14 protein-coding genes and 1 pseudogene are annotated in these 16,622 nt (G+C 67.2%); 4 read left to right on the forward strand and 11 right to left on the reverse strand.

Translation table 11 applies throughout. The features are described from left to right. Positions 1-17 precede the first annotated feature (17 nt). The 4 genes from ppx to lpxH all read left to right on the forward strand — a co-directional run bounded on the left by ppx (position 18) and on the right by lpxH (position 4,322). On the forward strand, positions 18-1,538 hold the full coding sequence (ppx, locus tag FHT09_RS08440; RefSeq protein WP_181141205.1) for an exopolyphosphatase: 1,521 nt from the start codon (positions 18-20) through the stop codon (positions 1,536-1,538). Between the two features lie 229 nt (positions 1,539-1,767). Next, positions 1,768-2,904 carry a glycosyltransferase family 1 protein gene (locus FHT09_RS08445; RefSeq protein WP_104604346.1) on the forward strand — a complete coding sequence of 379 codons (1,137 nt, stop codon included), beginning with the start codon at positions 1,768-1,770 and terminating at the stop codon, positions 2,902-2,904. Beyond that, the gene (locus FHT09_RS08450) at positions 2,885-3,427 is read left to right on the forward strand and encodes a phosphatase PAP2 family protein (protein WP_104604344.1); all 543 of its coding nucleotides are present in this window, start codon (positions 2,885-2,887) and stop codon (positions 3,425-3,427) included. Before FHT09_RS08445 ends, FHT09_RS08450 begins: the two co-directional genes overlap by 20 nt. A 151-nt stretch (positions 3,428-3,578) precedes the next feature. Next, a complete protein-coding gene (gene lpxH / locus FHT09_RS08455) occupies positions 3,579-4,322 on the forward strand; it encodes a UDP-2,3-diacylglucosamine diphosphatase (protein ID WP_104604342.1) in 744 nt (247 codons plus the stop codon). 261 nt (positions 4,323-4,583) lie between these two features. Here lpxH and FHT09_RS08460 read toward each other — a convergent pair whose 3' ends face one another. The 11 genes and pseudogenes from FHT09_RS08460 to FHT09_RS08505 form a co-directional block, all read right to left on the reverse strand. Then, the gene (locus FHT09_RS08460) at positions 4,584-5,003 is read right to left on the reverse strand and encodes a hypothetical protein (RefSeq protein ID WP_104604340.1); all 420 of its coding nucleotides are present in this window, start codon (positions 5,001-5,003) and stop codon (positions 4,584-4,586) included. A 135-nt stretch (positions 5,004-5,138) separates the two neighbouring features. Then, entirely contained in the window at positions 5,139-6,392 is a 1,254-nt protein-coding gene (locus tag FHT09_RS08465; protein ID WP_104604338.1) for a zinc-dependent metalloprotease, read from the reverse strand. A 454-nt stretch (positions 6,393-6,846) separates the two neighbouring features. Next, entirely contained in the window at positions 6,847-7,650 is an 804-nt protein-coding gene (locus FHT09_RS08470; protein ID WP_104604588.1) for a ferritin-like domain-containing protein, read from the reverse strand. A gap of 267 nt (positions 7,651-7,917) precedes the next feature. Continuing rightward, positions 7,918-9,384, reverse strand: coding sequence for an amidophosphoribosyltransferase (purF, locus tag FHT09_RS08475; protein ID WP_104604336.1), 1,467 nt, complete (start codon positions 9,382-9,384; stop codon positions 7,918-7,920). A 30-nt stretch (positions 9,385-9,414) separates the two neighbouring features. After that, the gene (locus FHT09_RS08480; protein ID WP_104604334.1) at positions 9,415-10,161 is read right to left on the reverse strand and encodes a CvpA family protein; all 747 of its coding nucleotides are present in this window, start codon (positions 10,159-10,161) and stop codon (positions 9,415-9,417) included. Between the two features lie 224 nt (positions 10,162-10,385). Next, positions 10,386-11,453 carry an SPOR domain-containing protein gene (locus FHT09_RS08485; protein ID WP_184416917.1) on the reverse strand — a complete coding sequence of 356 codons (1,068 nt, stop codon included), beginning with the start codon at positions 11,451-11,453 and terminating at the stop codon, positions 10,386-10,388. A 59-nt stretch (positions 11,454-11,512) separates the two neighbouring features. Further along, entirely contained in the window at positions 11,513-12,805 is a 1,293-nt protein-coding gene (gene folC / locus FHT09_RS08490) for a bifunctional tetrahydrofolate synthase/dihydrofolate synthase (protein ID WP_104604332.1), read from the reverse strand. A gap of 149 nt (positions 12,806-12,954) precedes the next feature. After that, positions 12,955-13,443 carry a hypothetical protein gene (locus FHT09_RS08495; RefSeq protein WP_258077148.1) on the reverse strand — a complete coding sequence of 163 codons (489 nt, stop codon included), beginning with the start codon at positions 13,441-13,443 and terminating at the stop codon, positions 12,955-12,957. Positions 13,444-13,553: 110 nt separating this feature from the next. Beyond that, positions 13,554-14,198 (reverse strand): histidine phosphatase family protein, encoded by a 645-nt coding sequence (locus FHT09_RS08500; RefSeq protein WP_219842980.1) that lies wholly within the window; start codon positions 14,196-14,198, stop codon positions 13,554-13,556. Positions 14,199-14,303: 105 nt separating this feature from the next. Beyond that, positions 14,304-14,477, reverse strand: a pseudogene (locus tag FHT09_RS20090) (S46 family peptidase); the annotation flags it as partial. A gap of 11 nt (positions 14,478-14,488) precedes the next feature. Beyond that, positions 14,489-16,570 (reverse strand): phospholipase C, phosphocholine-specific, encoded by a 2,082-nt coding sequence (locus FHT09_RS08505; protein WP_104604326.1) that lies wholly within the window; start codon positions 16,568-16,570, stop codon positions 14,489-14,491. Between the last annotated feature and the right edge of the window lie 52 nt (positions 16,571-16,622).

Raw genomic sequence — 16,622 nt, forward strand, 5'->3', positions numbered from 1 at the left:
ACCATGCGCCCATGCCAATGCCCTCCCCCACGGTCCCGCCCCTGCGCGATGGCGATTTCCTCGCCGCCATCGACTTAGGATCCAACAGCTTCCACATGGTCATCGCGCGCTACCTGATGGGTCAGCTGCGCGTGGTCGATCGCCTGCGCGAAACCGTGCGCATGGCCGACGGCCTGGATGGCAAGGGTGGCATCTCCAATGAAGCGCGCCAGCGTGCGCTCGAATGCCTGGCGCGCTTCGGCCAGCGCATCCGGGACGTGCCGTCGTTGCGCGTGCGCGCGCTGGCCACCAACACGGTGCGTCAGCTGCGCTCGCCGCAGGCGTTTCTGATGCCGGCCGAAACCGCGCTCGGGCATGCGATCGAGGTGGTCAGCGGACGCGAGGAAGCGCGCCTGATCTATCTTGGCGTGGCACATGCGCAACCGCCCAAACCCGACCAACGCCGGTTGGTGATCGACATCGGCGGCGGCTCGACCGAGTTCATCATCGGCCGTGGGTTCCAGACCCTGGAACGCGAATCCCTGCAGGCCGGCTGCATCGCCAGCACGCGACGCTTTTTCCCCGGCGGCAAGCTGTCGAAGAAGAAATGGAAGGATGCGCTGACCGAGATCGGCGCCGAGTTCCAGCAGTTCGCCAATCAGTACAAGGCACTGGGCTGGCATGAGGCAATCGGTTCGTCCGGCACGCACAAGGCCATCGGCGAGATCTGTGCGGCGATGAAGCTCACTAAGGGCGCGATCACTGCCGAGGCGTTGCCGGCGCTGCGCGAGGAACTGCTCAAGGCCAAGCGCATCGAAGACATCCAGCTACCTGGCCTGGCCGCCGAACGGCGGCCGATCATCGCCGGCGGCATTCTGGTGCTGGAAGCGGCGTTCCAGGCCCTGGGGCTGGAGAAGCTGATGGTCAGCAAGGCGGCGATGCGCGAAGGCATCCTCTACGACATGCTCGGCCGCGGCGGCGAGAACGACCCGCGCGACAGCTCGGTGGCCTCGCTGGTGCAGCGCTACGGTATCGACGAAGTGCAGGCGCAGCGCGTGGAAGCCACTGCCTGCCGCCTGTTCGATCAGGTCTGCGAATCCTGGCAACTGGATGGCGACGATGCGCAGGTGCTGCGCCGCGCTGCCCGCCTGCACGAGCTGGGCCTGATCATCGCGCACAGTCAGTATCACGTGCACGGCAGCTACATCCTGGAGCATTCGGATATCGCAGGTTTCTCGCGGCAGGAGCAGCAGGTGCTGGCATCGCTGGTGCGCACGCACCGGCGCAATGTGCCCAAGACCGCGTTCGAGGCGCTGCCCGATCGCCTGCTGCTGCCAACCCGACGCAAGGCCGCACTGCTGCGGCTGGCGGTGCTGCTGCATCGCGCGCATGAGTCCGACCCGATTCCGACCCTGGAACTCACCGCCGATGACGCACGCCTGTCATTGATCCTGTCGCAAAACTGGATCGACTCGCGCCCGCTGCTGCGCGCCGACCTGATCGGCGAAGTCGAAAGCATGGCCGGGCTGGGAATCGCGTTCAAACCGTTTGTGACCTGAGGCCTGCGGCCTCAGACGGGATTCGGGAATGGGGATTCGGGAATAGTCGACCACGGAGCTCTGAGAAGTTCTGACTGGTGGCGATTGCGCTAAACGAGTGCAGCACGCTGCCTTTGCGATTCCCCATTCCCCATTCCCCATTCCCGGCTCCACTGTCACCGCCGCGACTTGTGCGCGCAACATCCATGCCATCGCCCTCCCGGAAGCTAGCGAAAACCGGAGAACGGGCATGCGCTACGCGATCGTTACCGAAACCTATCCGCCCGAAGTCAACGGTGTAGCGCTGACCGTGCATGGGCTGGAAACCGGCCTGCGCGCACGCGGACACCAGGTGGACGTGGTGCGTCCACGGCAGAGCAGCGATACCGACGCGGCCACTGCCCTGCTGGTGCGCGGCGCGTCACTGCCGCGCTACCCGGGACTGAAGTTCGGGTTGCCGGCAACGCAACGTCTCCTCCGTCATTGGGCAGGCTCGCAACCGGATGCGGTCTATGTGGCCACGGAAGGCCCCTTGGGCTGGTCGGCGATGCGTGCGGCACGCCGGCTGGGCATTCCAGTCGCCACCGGCTTCCATACGCGCTTTGACGAGTACCTGCCCGACTACGGTGCCGCCTGGCTGCAGGGCACTGCGTTGCGCTGGATGCGCCGCTTCCACAATCAGGCCGAAGCCACCCTGGTGCCTACCCGCGAGCTGCAGCAGTTTCTGCGTGACGGCGGTTTCGAGCGGGTGCAATTGCTGGCGCGCGCGGTGGACAGCCAGCAGTTCGATCCGGCTCGACGCGATCCGGCCTTGCGTGCCGACTGGGGCATCGAAGGCGAAGGCTTCGCCGCGATCTACGTCGGACGCATCGCCAACGAAAAGAATCTGCCGCTGGCGATTCGCGCCTTCCGCAAGCTGCAGCAGATCCGCCCGAAGGCACGCTTCGCCTGGGTGGGCGATGGCCCGGCACGCGAAAGGATCGCGCACGAGAATCCGGATTTCATCTTCTGCGGCATCCAGCGCGGCGAGGCGCTGGCGCGCCACTTCGCCAGCGGCGATCTGTTTCTGTTCCCCAGCCGCAGCGAGACCTTCGGCAACGTGACCCTGGAGGCGATGGCCAGCGGTGTGGCCACCGTGGCCTTCGACTACGGCGCCGCACGCGAGTATCTGCGCAGCGGCCACAGCGGTGCGGCAGTGGACAACGACGAGGCGTTCGTCCAGGCCGCCGTCGCACTCACCGACGACGATGCGATGCGCCAGCGCCTGGGTGCGGCGGCCGCGCAGGCAATGAAGAAACTGCATCCGGACAATGTGGTCTCCGACTTCGAGGCCTTGCTGATGGGCATCACTGCGGCACGGGGGCGTTATGTCGGCAACGCGGCTTGAACTTCTGCGCGGTCGCGAAGCGCGCTGGTGCCGGCGCGCCAACCACTGGTGCCGCCGCCACCCGGTGCGGCGCGCGTTTGCCACCATCAGCCGGCTCGGCGACGGCATGTTCTGGTACGGCCTGATGGGCTTGCTGGTGCTGCTCGACGGCATGGACGGCGTGCGTGCATCTGCGCACATGGCCGCCACCGGCGTGCTGGCGTTGACCTTGTACAAAGCGCTCAAGCGCTGGACGCGGCGGCCACGCCCGTATGCGGCCGACGTGCGCATCCGCGCCTGGGTGGCGCCGCTGGACGAGTTCAGTTTTCCGTCCGGCCACACGCTGCACGCGGTGTCCTTCAGCATCGTGGCACTGGCCTACTACCCGTGCTTGGCGCCCCTGCTGGTGCCGTTTTCGGCCGGCGTGGCGCTGTCGCGCGTGGTGCTGGGCCTGCACTATCCCAGCGATGTGCTGGCTGCCACGGCGATCGGCGTAGTGCTGGCCAGTCTGTCGCTGTGGGGATTGCCGGTACTGCTTGGCTAAAGAGTGAGCGCTGCCACCGCCGAGTTACCCTGACCAGGCAGATGACCCCTCGTCACCGTAGCTGGCCGCTCGCTCCGCGATGCAACGCTCCACCGATTCCCGATTCCCGATTCCCGATTCCCGTCCCGCGCTCCCGCCGTACAATGGCGCAATGACGACACTGTTCATCTCCGACCTGCATCTGGATCCGGCCCGGCCGGCGATCACCGAGCTGTTTCTGGACTTCCTGCGCACGCAGGTGCCCGGTAGCGACGCGCTCTACATCCTCGGCGATCTGTTTGAAGCCTGGATCGGCGATGACACGCCATCGACCGCTGCCGATGCGGTGGCCGTGGCGCTGCATGCGGTGGCCGATAGCGGCGTGCCGGTGTACTTCATGCCGGGCAACCGCGACTTCCTGGTTGGCCAGGCGTATGCACAACGTGCGGGCTTGCGCATCCTGCCCGACCCCACCGTGGTCGATTTGTACGGGCATCCGACCTTGCTGATGCATGGCGATCTGCTGTGCACCGACGACACCGCCTACCAGGCGTTCCGTGCGCAGACGCGCGATCCGGTCTTTCAGGCGCAGTTCCTGGCGCAACCGCTAGCTGCGCGGGTGGCCTTCGCGCAACAGGCACGCGCTGCCAGCCAGGCGCGTCATGCAGAACTCAAGCAGGGCGACCAATCGCGCTTCGAGACCGTCACCGATGTCACCCCGGCCGAGGTGGAAACCACCTTCGAGCGGTATGGCCTGGACCGCCTGATCCATGGCCACACCCATCGCCCTGCGATCCACACCCTTCAGGCCGGTGGCCAGACCTGCACACGCATCGTGCTGGGCGACTGGTACGAACAAGGCTCGGTATTGCATGTGGATGCCGACGGCGTGTCGCTGGAGCAGTTGCCGCTTTAACGTGGCTGTCAGCAGCTAGCGAGCGGCGCCCGCCGGGCACAGGCTGCTCGCTCGGAACCAGTCTGCGGGCGGCAGACGCGATGGGCATCGGCCGCGCCGTCTGCAAGTGAGCGCTGTGGTTTCGAGATCAGGCCTGCGCACGCTCGGTGTGCTGCTTACCCGTGCAGGAATGCAGATGGATGCGTCGACGCGCTGTCGGCAAGACTGATCGCGCCAGCCTGCTGGTACGCAACCGCACGGTCCATGCAGTATCCAGAAGCATCACTGCATGCTGCGCGCATGCTCGGCGTAGTCGACAAAGTCGGCGTTGACCACGTCGTACCAGAACACCGTGCCATCGGCCTGCACGCGGAAACGATCGCGCACCGGGCTGGTCTGCGGGTCGCCGGGGCACTCGTTGCCATGCCGCTCGTGCACCGCGAATTCGAATGCATCCGGCGTCGGCGCAGCGTCGTCTTCGGCGATGATACTGAGGCAGTTGTCCGGATAGAAATGGTCGCCCTGCAAGCGGGTTTCCAGCACATGCAGCGCGCGAGCCCGGGCATCGTTGCCGGTCGCCGCTGCCGGTGCGGACACGGCCGGTTTGGGTACCGAAGGGGCTGGGTCGGCAGGTTGCTGTTTGCAACCGGCGACCGCCAGCGCGGCCAGGCACAGCGCCGCATAACGCAGGGACTTGGACATGGATGCTCCGCTCCGCAGGACACGCCGGCGGCTGCCGGCAATGCCTCTAGTCTGCGCGATCACGGCGCCTGCGTGTAGCGGTAATGGCCCGGCACCTGCGGTGCCGGGCCGACAGCGGAACGATCGGCTTGGTACTCAGCGGAAGCCGGCGATGGTGGCCTTGGTGTTGACCAGCACGCGCTGATTGTCGGCGGTGCTGGCATTGCCCATGGGCACGCCGTTGTAGCTGATGTTGGGGTTGGACCAGTAGTTCAGGCGCGGGCAGCTGCTGCTGCAGTCGTAGGCCATGATGGTGCGCCAGCTGTTGCCGTAGCGATAACCGTGCCCGTAGGCATACGGCGAGGTGCTCGGGTCGTTGGTGGCGTCGTGCCGGGCGCTCTGCAGATGGCCGATTTCATGCGCGAAGCTGTAGTAGCCGGTGGCGCAGTCCCAGTACACCGAGGCAAACGCGGTCGCCGCGGTGGAGCCGATGCCCGATGCCAGGCCGCAGTAACTGCTGTTGTCCAACACGATCACGCCCACATCGGCGGTGTAGGTGTTGCGACTGGTGTGGATGCTGTCCATGTAACCGTCGTTGGTCACGCGGAAGCGCTGCAGATCGGTGGTGAAATTGCCGGTTTCGCTGTAGCTGGTGGTCTCGTAGCGCGCCAGCTGCAAGGTGATGCCGACGTTGCTGTTGACGTAGCCCTGGTTGGCCTCGGCCACTGCCAGTTGCACCAGCGACTGCATGTTGCCGCCGTATGCGGTCACTGCCTGATTGGTGGCGACCACCAGCACCCGGATGGTCGCCGGGCTGCCCGACGACGCGGCGGCCGCGGTGACGCGCCCGTCGCTGGGCATGTCGATCTTCGGCAGCAGGCTGTATTCGGCCGGGTGCTCCTGCGGCAGGCGGCTTTCTTCCACCTGCACCAGCACATGGCGGCCATCGGCGAGCGGGCGTAGCCGATACAGCTTGCCGGCGTAACGAATGGTGCCGGTGACGGTGTCGCCGCTGCGCACCAGGATGGCCGAGTTCAGCGGATCCACGCCCGACAGCGTACGTGCGCGGGTGCCGGCGCGCGGGCCGAGGTTGCCGTACCACACGCTGTCGCCGCCTTCCAGCGCATCGACCTTGGCCTGGGTGGCGGTGATGGTCTGGCCGTCCAGCTGCAGTTCCAGCAACTTTTCCGAAGCGGTGACGGCGTCGGCGTCCAGCTGGACCACCTGCGCGTTGGCGGTGGACGGTGCGCTGAGCAGGCGCTGCAACGAGGGTTCGGCGGCCGCGGTGGCGCTCGCGCTGCGGCTCAGCGCAGGGCCGGATTGATACAGCGGCTTGCCGGCAGCGGCGGCCGAACCGGCCAGACACATGGCGATCAGACCCACCGTGGTGCACATCGACTTGGACTTCATCGTCTCTCTCTCCTTAGACATGGAAGCAACGGATGTGAAACACCGGGCCCCTGCCCCCGGGACGCCATTAAGGCGCGCCTGGCCGTACCGATTGCAAGTCGTTACAAAAGAAAATTACAGTTCTGTGATGTCGGCCGTGAATGGATGGGATTTCGGCAGCTGTGCCGGAGGACCCAGCGCACAGTCCGGTGGGCCAAGGCGCGTTGCCGCGCAGGTGGCCTGTCACGTGTTGTCGGCATCCGAGCGCGGGCACGACGTCATCACGACGGGCAGCGATGCACGTCGATCCAGCGCGCTGCGATCGTTCCGCCACGCACTGAGCTCATCGCTCACGCGCGACGCTGCGAATGCGCATCACCCAGCGTGGCGTCGGTACTGGCCGATTCGATCTGCACGCAAGCGGCGATCGAAAAATCGTGCACTGCGGCCTGCCCACGCATCCACCACCGGCCGCTTAGCCGGCCTGCTCCACCAGATCGGCCAGTTCGTCCTCATCGAAACCGGCAAGCAGCCGCGCCTGCAGATTGAACGGCCCATGCAGGTAACCACCGGCATATTCGTGCAGCAGTGCCTTGAAGCGCGCGCGCGGCTCGATGCCGGCCTGCGCGCAATACCAGCGGTACCAGCGCGAGCCGGCGGCCACATGCGCCACTTCTTCGCGCAGGATGGTGTCCAGCACCTCGGCCGTGGCGGTATCGCCGAGCGAGCGCAGCTTGACGATCATCGCCGGTGTCACATCCAGGCCACGCGCTTCCAGCACGCGCGGCACCAGCGCCATGCGTGCCAGACCATCGTGCGCGGTCTTCTCGCACATTTCCCACAGGCCGTTGTGCGCGGCGAAGTCGCCGTAGTCGTGGTCGTGCGCGTGCAATCGTGCGCGCAGCAGCATGAAATGGCGCGATTCGTCGTCGGCCACGCCAACCCAGTCAGCATAGAATGCCGCCGGCAGCCCACGGAAGCGATACACCGCATCCCAGGCCAGATCGATGGCGTTGAGCTCGATATGCGCGATGGCGTGGATAAAGGCGGCGCGGCCTTCCGGATTGCCCAGCCCACGCCGCGGCACCTGCCGCGGATGCACCAGCACTGGCCTTGCAGGTCGGCCAGGCATGCGGATCGGCTCCGGGGGCGCCGCCTGCGGCGGTGGCAACGGCAACGTGCCGGCACGGAACGCGGCCGCATGTCGCTGCGTCAACGCGACCTTCTCCAGCGGATCGGCCGCTTGGAGGCAGGCGTATGCGGCTTGCAGAAGATCCATCGGGTCCATTACTCCGTTCGTTGCGGTAGCCGCAAGATCGACACCTGGCGCCTGCAGATACAACGCTGATCAAGACCACCACGCAGCCGTCGCAGGTGCGGTCTGGGACCAACCGGCGGCTGGCGCCACTATCGAACCAGCGCAGCGCACCCGCTTGTCGATCGGCGGCACCCAAATCGCGCGATCGCCACGCAGGTACTCCTGCGTGGCACAGCGGGCTCTAGGCCACGTCTGGGTCGCGCCGAGCTGCAGCGCTACCGCACAGCCTCACGCGCGGCGACGCTTCTTGGCATCGTCCGAGCGCAATTGCTGGATGCGTTCGAAATAGCCCGGTTCGATGCCGGTGATGTACTCGCCGTTGAAGCACGAGGAATCGAACTGCTGGATGTCCGGGTTGCCTTCGCGCACGGCCACTTCCAGGTCTTCCAGATCCTGGTAGATCAGCCAGTCGCAGCCCAAAAATTCCTGGATTTCCAGCTCGCTGCGGCCATGGGCGATGAGTTCTTCGGCCGCCGGCATGTCGATGCCGTAGATATTGGGATAACGCACCGGCGGCGCGGCCGAGGCCAGATACACCTTGCGCGCGCCGGCATCGCGCGCCATCTGCACGATCTGCCGGCTGGTGGTGCCGCGCACGATCGAATCGTCGACCAGCAGCACCACGCGGTTGCGGAATTCCAGGTGGATCGGATTGAGCTTGCGCCGCACCGATTTCTGCCGCTCGCCCTGCCCCGGCATGATGAAGGTCCGGCCCACGTAGCGATTCTTGACGAAGCCCTCGCGGTACTTCACCCCGAGCACGTTGGACATCTCCAGCGCCACATCGCGCGAGGTGTCCGGGATCGGAATGATGGTGTCGATATCATGGTCCGGGCGCAGCCGCAGGATCTTCTCGCCCAGTTTCAGACCCATGCGCATGCGCGCCTTGTGCACCGAGATGTTGTCGATCATCGAATCGGGACGCGCAAAGTACACGTACTCGAAGATGCACGGCGCGTTCATGGTCGGCGCGGCGCAGACTTCCGAAAACAGCTCGCCGCGCGCGGTGATCACCATCGCCTCGCCGGGACGCACGTCGCGCACGCGCTGGTAGCCGAGGATGTCCAGCGCGGCCGATTCGGAGGAGACGATGTACTCGGTGCCTTCGGCGTGCTCGCGCTTGCCCAGTACCAGCGGACGGATGCCGTGTGGGTCGCGGAAGGCCACCAGGCCCAGGCCCAGCACCACGCTGACCACCGCATAGCCGCCCTTGCAGCGGCGGTGCACGCCGGCCACCGCGCGGATCGCCGCCTCGGGGGTGAGCATGCGCTGCGCGTCCAGCTCGTAGGCGAACACGTTCAGCAGCACTTCGCTGTCCGAATCGGTGTTGATGTTGCGTCGGTCCGCCTCGAACACCTGCTGGCGCAAGGCCTCGGTGTTGATCAGGTTGCCGTTGTGCGCCAGCGCGATGCCGTAGGGCGAGTTGACGTAGAACGGCTGCGCCTCGTCCATGCCTTCCGAGCCGGCGGTCGGATAGCGGCAATGCGCGATGCCGACACGGCCTTCCAGCACCGCCATCTTTTTTTCGTCGAAGACATCGCGCACCAGCCCGTTGGCCTTTTGCACGCGCAGGCGCGTGCCGTCTGCGGTGGCGATACCTGCGGCGTCCTGCCCACGATGCTGCAGGACGGTCAGGCCGTCATACAGCTGCCCGGCGACGTTCTGGTTGCCGACAATACCGACGATGCCACACATGGTGCGCGTTCTCCGCTACGGCTTGCGCCGTTACTGTGAAGGGGGCCGTGCCTGGCCTTGGGACTCGACCCGGGCTGGGTCGCTTTCTCCGCCGCGAACCTGCGCCGGATCGATATTGGCCGGCATCGCCTGCGCCGGATTGCGTCCGTCGCTGGCGGCTTTACCGGGTTGCCCGAGCGCACGCGTGATGGTGTCGCTCAGACCGGACCCGGACAGCGCCTTGCCCAGGTCCGTATTATCGCCTGCCGAGGGCAACTTCCCCAACTCCGTTGGCAAGTTGCCAAGTTCCATCGATGGCATGTCCATCGACGGCATCCGCCAGGCTGGCAGTTGCGCCCGCATCCAGCTCGCCCCCGGCGACAGCATCGGCATCAGCATCGACTGGCGCCAGGACGGCTCGCGCGGCAGCGGCGTGAAGCTCATCAGCAGCACCAGCACACTGGCCAGAAAGCCGCCGCGCACCAGGCCCAGGCCGAACCCGAGCATGCGGTCCATCCCGCCCAGACGCACCGCGTCCACGCCAGCGCGGATCACCATGCCGGTCACCGCCACGGTGATCAGCACGCCGACGAACACCATCGCGTAGCCGCCAAACGATTCGGTGGCCGACGGGTGCTTGCCGTCGGCAATCCAGCCCGCGGCCGGGCCGCCGAACTGGAACGTCGCCCAGCCTGCCAGCAACCACGACAGCGTGCCGACCACGATCGCGACAAACCCGCGCAGCAAGCCCAACAGGGCCGACACCAGGATGATGACGCCCAGCACCATGTCGATCATTGCCCACTTCTCCGCGCGGCAGTCGTGCCGCTGGTCCAACCTGGCTTGGTGTTCATTGCGCTCCCCTCCATGGGCGTGAGGCGATCAGGAAATCCGCTCGCCGCTGGCGATACCACGCAAGCGGCGATCAGGCGTGCAGCGGACGGGCCGCACTGCGCGCAGCGGACCGACCGTCATGCCGATCTCCAGCATGCACCGCGCCCGCCCGATGACGGCGCGGTGGTTTACGGATGCGGACGCACCATGCCGGAAATGCCGACCTTGGCCGCCACCTGCGCACGCAACTGTTCGGCATCGCTGCGGTTGGCTACCGGGCCGACACGCACGCGGTTGAGAGCGCCCTTGTCGGTACGCACCTGCTCGACAAAGGCGCTGAAGCCGGCGGCGCGCACGCGGTCGCGCAAGGCGTCGGCGTCTTCGGCGCGACCGAAGGCGCCCAACTGCACCGCAAAGCCGACCGAACTGGCCGCAGGGGCGGCCGGCGCGGCAGGTGCCGCGACGGCTGGCTTGGCCGGCTCGGGCTTGGCAGGCTCCGTTTTCGCCGCCTCCGGCTTGGCCGGTGCAGGCGTGGGCGCTTCGGCCGGCTTGGGCGTGGCGGCCACCGGTTTGGCCGGCTCCGGTGGCAGGCTCTCGGTCCTGGTCGGGGCGGCGGTGCTGGCGGCGGCCACGCTGCTGTTGGGCTTGGCGGCCGGCGCCGGCGCCGGTGTGCTGGCTGCAGGCGCTGGCGCGGCGGCGTTGGCATCCAGCGTCACCACCTGGGCATTGACGTCGCTGCGCACTTTCACTGCCTGCAGGCGCGCCGATTCGGCCTGCGCCTGGTCGACATACGGCCCCACGCGCACGCGCCAGGCCGGGCGGCCGTTGATCTGGGTTTTTTCGCTGAAACCGGGCAGCTGCGCCTGCTTGAGCCGCGCCAGCACCGCGTCGGCGTCGGCGCTGGTGGCGTAGGCGCCGAAGTTGACCGCGTAGTTGCCGGCCGCCACCTCAGGCGCCGACGGCGCGCTGGACGGGTTGGCCAGGTCGGCCGCATCCGGGTTGTCCTGCACCGCAGCCGGCGCCGAGGCGGCGCCGCGCATGCCCAGCGCGCCGCCGGCCGGCGCATCGCCCGGGGTGACCAGCGGCAATTCGCGGGTTTCGAACTCGCCATTGGCCGGTGCGGCAGGTGCCTCCAGCGGCACATCGGCCACGCCGCTCGACGGCGCAGGGCCCTTGACCAGCATCGGCAGGAAGATCACGGCAAGCGCCACCAGGACGATGGCGCCAATCAGTCGCTGTTTCAGAGCAGTATCCACGTAAAGAGACGAGAGGCGGCGTGGCGGGATGCCGCGGCGATTATAAGGCCGCAGCCGGGCTACCGACCCGGGTGGACTGAACGAAGTGCGTTTAGCGCGTCGGCAACGGTCTGAAACGAGCCGAACACCAGCACCCGATCGCCGGGTGAGGCCTGCGCCAGCACCGCGCGCAGTGCGCCCGCCACATCGCCATGGCAGGCCGCCTGCGCTGCGGCACTGCCCCGCAGACGCGCCTGCAGGGCCTGCGCCGACTGCCCACGTGCGCCATCCAGCCCGGCCAGGGTCCAATGGTCGACCTGCGCGGCCACCGCCTCCACCACGCCCAGCACATCCTTGTCCGCCAGTGCGGCGTAGATCGCATGGGTGCTGCCGGTGTGCGCCTGCGCGCCGAGTGCATCGGCCAGCGCGCGCGCGGCCTGCGGGTTGTGGCCGACATCCAGCAGCACCTGCACGCCATCGATGTCGCTGCGCTGCAGGCGCCCGGCCACCCGTGCATTGGCAATGCCCTGCGCCCAGGCGGCCTCGGGCAGGTCCACCGGCAAGGCCTGCAACGCGGCGATCGCCGCGGCGGCGTTGGCCAGCTGCACCGGCGCCTGCAAGGCCGGCATCGGCAACTCCAAGGTCACCGCGACATCGCGCCAGCGCCACTGCGGCGCGTCCGGGTGCTGCGCCTCGATCGGCTCGAAGAAGTAATCGCTGCCGGCGCGGATCGCATTGGCGCCCACCTGGTAGGCCCGCCGCAACACGCTCGACGGTGGGTCGATTTCGCCCAGCACCACCGGCTTCCAGGCGCGGATGATGCCGGCCTTCTCGGTGCCGATCGCCTCGCGGTCTTCGCCCAGCCAATCGGTGTGGTCGATGTCCACGGTGGTGATCACCGCCACATCCGAATCAATGAGGTTGACCGCATCCAGGCGCCCGCCCAGGCCGATTTCCAGCACCGCCAGATCCAGCCCGGAGCGCTGCAGCAGCCACAGCGCCGCCAGCGTGCCATATTCGAAATACGTCAGTGCGGTCTGGCCACGCGCCGCCTCGACGGCGGCAAAGGCGTCCACCAGTTGCGCGTCGCCGGCCTCGTTGCCGTCGATGCGCACGCGCTCGTTGTAGCGCAGCAGATGCGGCGAGGTGTAGCTGCCCACCTTCCAGCCGGCGGCCTGCGCGATCGCCTCGATAAAGGCCACGGTGGAGCCTTTGCCATTGGTGCCGCCTACGACAATGACATGCCTGGCTGGCGCTTCAATCTGCAACCGCGCAGCGACCTCGCGCACGCGCTCCAGGCCCATGGCGATGTTCTGCGGATGCTGCTGCTCGATGTAGGCGAGCCAGTCGGAGAGGGAGTCGGTCGCGTTCACGGTCAGGGCTATGCGAGAAGAACCGCATTATCGCCGTTTGCCGGCGTGCAGCGCACATCACCAGGCATGCCTGAAGATCGCGCGCCATCACGTGAATCGACAGGGTGCGCGCGCCTCAGCGAACAACTGGGGAGCGCTGTCGCCCGCATTCAAGGGACATCGGAAATGGACGCAATGCGCATGCCCAACACCGAGCGTTGACCGCGCAACAGCACCGAGACACGCTGCTCGGGATGACGCCGATACAGCGCTTCGTCGATGCACAGATGGCCCGGGAAACGATGCGCGAGCGGCCCGCCACTCAAGCGGTATTTGCACGCCCGCGCGTTGGGCATGGAGGTGGTCTGCATGACATGCGTTTGTTCGAAATCGACGCCGACGACGCGGGTGTAGACCCAGGGCCCGCCTCTGGCCAGCACCAGCCAGCACAGCAATCCCAAGAGCGGCGGCGCCAGGCAGAGCGCCAGCATGGTGTTGAACAGCTGCTTGCCGACGACCGCCTTCCACCCGCCGATGCGATAGGCCGGCGCGACGATCAACACCGTCAATCCGCTTCCCGCCAGCAACATCGGCGCTATCCAGGCCCGACCGGACAGGAAGGGTGCGGGAATGAAGTCGGAGAACGCGCCCAGCGCCAACAGGCCAGACACACTGCCCAACGCAGCGTACCGAAGCGCTTTGGGCCACTTGGCAATCGTGCCGATATGACGGACCACAGCCTCATCCAGCGTCCGTGCCGAGCGTTGCCTTACAGCGCCCGATGCTTGGCTTCACCGAAAAACGGCGTGTGGTGCGCGCAGTCGTTGAGCCGCACCACTTCCAGGTGATCCACGTCCTCGCCTTCGAGCAGGTTGAGCGTGGTCGGCGCCTGCCGGAAGGTCCACAGCCGGGACAGCGGCAGGCCCAGGATCTTGCACAGGATCACGCGGTTGACCGCATCGTGCGCGACCACCAGCAAGGTGTCGTCGGCGCCCAGGCCATCGGCCGCGCGCGCCAGGCCGCGCCAGCTGCGATCCAGCACCTGACGCAGGGATTCGCCGCCGGGCATCAGCACGGTATCGGGCTCGTCGCGCCAGGCGCGCAGACGTGCCGGATCCTTGTCGTTGATCTCGCTGGCCAGCAGGCCTTCCCATTCGCCGTGGGCGATTTCCTGCAGGTCCGCATCGGTCTGCAGCAGGCGTTCGCGGTCGTTGCCCAGCGCCAGCCTGGCGGTGGCCTGCGCACGCGACAGCGGCGACGCCACCGCGCGGGTGATCTGCAACGACTGCAGCCGCGCGCCGAGCGCGGCGGCCTGGCCTTCGCCGACCGGCGACAGCGGGATATCGATCTGGCCCTGGTAACGGCCTTCGGCGTTCCACGGCGTCTCGCCGTGACGGGCAAGCAGGATGCGCATGCGCGAGAGATTCCTTGGGGGAAGGGGCCGACTCGCCGCAGCGAAACGGGAGCGCATGATAACCCCTCCCGCTGCGGTGCCGGCTGCCCGCGTCAGCGCACCCGGAAGTTCCTGCAACAGCTGCGCCGGAGCGACTTCCGTCATGACCCAGCGCAAATACCGGCTATCCGAGGCGCTCATGCGCGTCATCGCAGGATCGAAGACCCAGCTGCTGCTTACCGACTCCCAGCTGCCGTCGAAGGCCAGGCCGACCCGCCTGCCCTGCGCGTCCATCACTGGCCGGCGCCGGCTCAGGCGCGCCCGAATGCCGGATCGCTGCGGCTGGGCCTGCCTGTTTCCAGATGCCCGGCCAGGCGGCGGCGGAATGCGGCTCCCGGTTGTTCCAGCACCACGTCGTACCAGTGATCACTGGCAGCAAGCGCCAGACGCACGGTCTGACGTTGACCTGCGGCCAGATGCAACGACCGCACGGCCGGATCTGCGTAGTCCAGCGCGCGCAGCTGCAGGGTGCACGGCTGCTGCCCGGCGTTGCCAATTTCAAGCACCAGCACGTCGCCATCCTGCCGCGCCTCCAACCACGGCGCTGCCGATTGCGTCCCGGCTGCAGCGAGGTCGCCAGCGAATTCGCGCAGGAAGCCATTGGGTCCATGCACGCTCAACGCATAGGCGCCGTCATGCGCAGCGCCGGCCGGCACATCGTCGAGCCGGGTGCCGGGCAACACGGTGTAGTACCACGGGCCGCCGCTGGCAGCGCTGGTGTAGACATTGAACGCGGCCGCCGCGGCGCCGCTGTTGACGAACTGCAGCTGCACGCCGCTTTCGTCCTGCACGCGCGCATGCACGTGCAAGGCATACGGCAGCGCGCGTGCCGGACGTTGTCCCGGCTCCTGTCGCGGCATGCTGGGCCGGGCCGGCGGCACCGGTAGCGGCTTGCTGCGCACCGCAGCGGTGCGCGCGCGGTAGTCGTCGACCGACGGCAATGCGCTCAGTGCCGAATCGTCCGGCTTGCGGAAATCGAACACGCTGGTCAGATCGCCACTGACGGCGCGACGCCACGGGCTGATGTTGGGTTCGGCCACACCGAAGCGACGTTCCAGCAAGCGCAGCACCGAGGTGTGATCGAACACCTGCGAATTGACCCAGCCACCGCGCGTCCAGGGCGAGATCACCAGCATCGGCACGCGGATGCCCAAGCCCATCGGCACGCCCTCGTAGACCTCCCCGCGCGTATCGACATTGCTGCGCCCCATGCGCGCGTCCAGGGCCGGCAGCGCTGCGGGCACGTGATCGAAGAAGCCGTCGTTCTCGTCGTAGTTGATGATCAACGCGGTCTTCGCCCACACCTGCGGATTGGCGGTGAGCGCGTCGATCAAGCGCGCCACCAGCGATTCGCCGTAGGCCGGCGGCGCTTCCGGATGTTCGCAGTACGCGGTGGGCGGCACGATCCAGGACACCTGCGGCAAGCGATCGGCCTGCACATCGGCGGCGATTGCGGCGATCAGATGCTCGGCCTGCGTGGTGGCGGCATTGTCTGCAGTGGACCCGGGCACGCAGGCACGTGCGCGTCGATAACGTTCGTCGCTAGGGTGCAGATCGCGGTAGTGCGAAAAATACGCCAGCGAGTTGCAGCCGAAGTTGTCGTACTCCTGGTACACGCGCCAGTCCACGCCTGCGGCCTGCAGGCGTTGCGCATAGGTGGTCCAGTCCATCGCGGCATAGCCGGGCTTGTCGCGCGCCATGTCGGCGGTCCAGTTGCCATCGTCGGCATTGGTCACCGCCTGCGCGCCGAGATTGCCCACGCTCGGGCCGCTGGTGCCGGTGAACAGGTACATGCGATTGGGATTGGTCGGCCCGTGCAGCGAACAGAAATAGCCATCGCAAATGGTGAACGCATCGGCCAGCGCGTGGTAGTACGGGATGTCGTGACGCTGGAAATACCCCATCGTCAATTCGCCCTTGTACGGCACCCAGGCGTCGTACTCGGCCCAGCGCGCCGGGTCCTGCCCGTGGCCGGCTTTCCACGAATGATCCAGGCTCTTGATCAACGGCGCGCAGGTGTCTTGCGAATTAAAAGCGAACGGCAGCAGGCGACGCCCGTCTGCGGCCGGCTGGCTCCATACCGGGTGACCGTCGCGCAGCTGCAACGGACGCGGATCGCCGAAGCCACGCACGCCGCGCAGCGCACCGAAGTAATGATCGAAGGAGCGGTTTTCCTGCATCAGGATCACCACGTGTTCGATGTCGCGCAGCGTGCCGGTGCGCGAGTTGGCCGGCAGCGCGAGTGCGCGGCCGATCGAGGACGGCATGGCGCCGGCGGCAGTGAGCGCGGCGACGCGCTTGAGGAAATCGCGGCGCGAGGGGGAGGACGTCATGGCTATGGGACCTGCAGGAAACACATGTATATCGCCGCGCAGTGCGGCCGGG

It is taken from the genome of Xanthomonas sp. CFBP 8152 (assembly GCF_014199025.1).
Classification (GTDB): domain Bacteria; phylum Pseudomonadota; class Gammaproteobacteria; order Xanthomonadales; family Xanthomonadaceae; genus Xanthomonas; species Xanthomonas arboricola_B.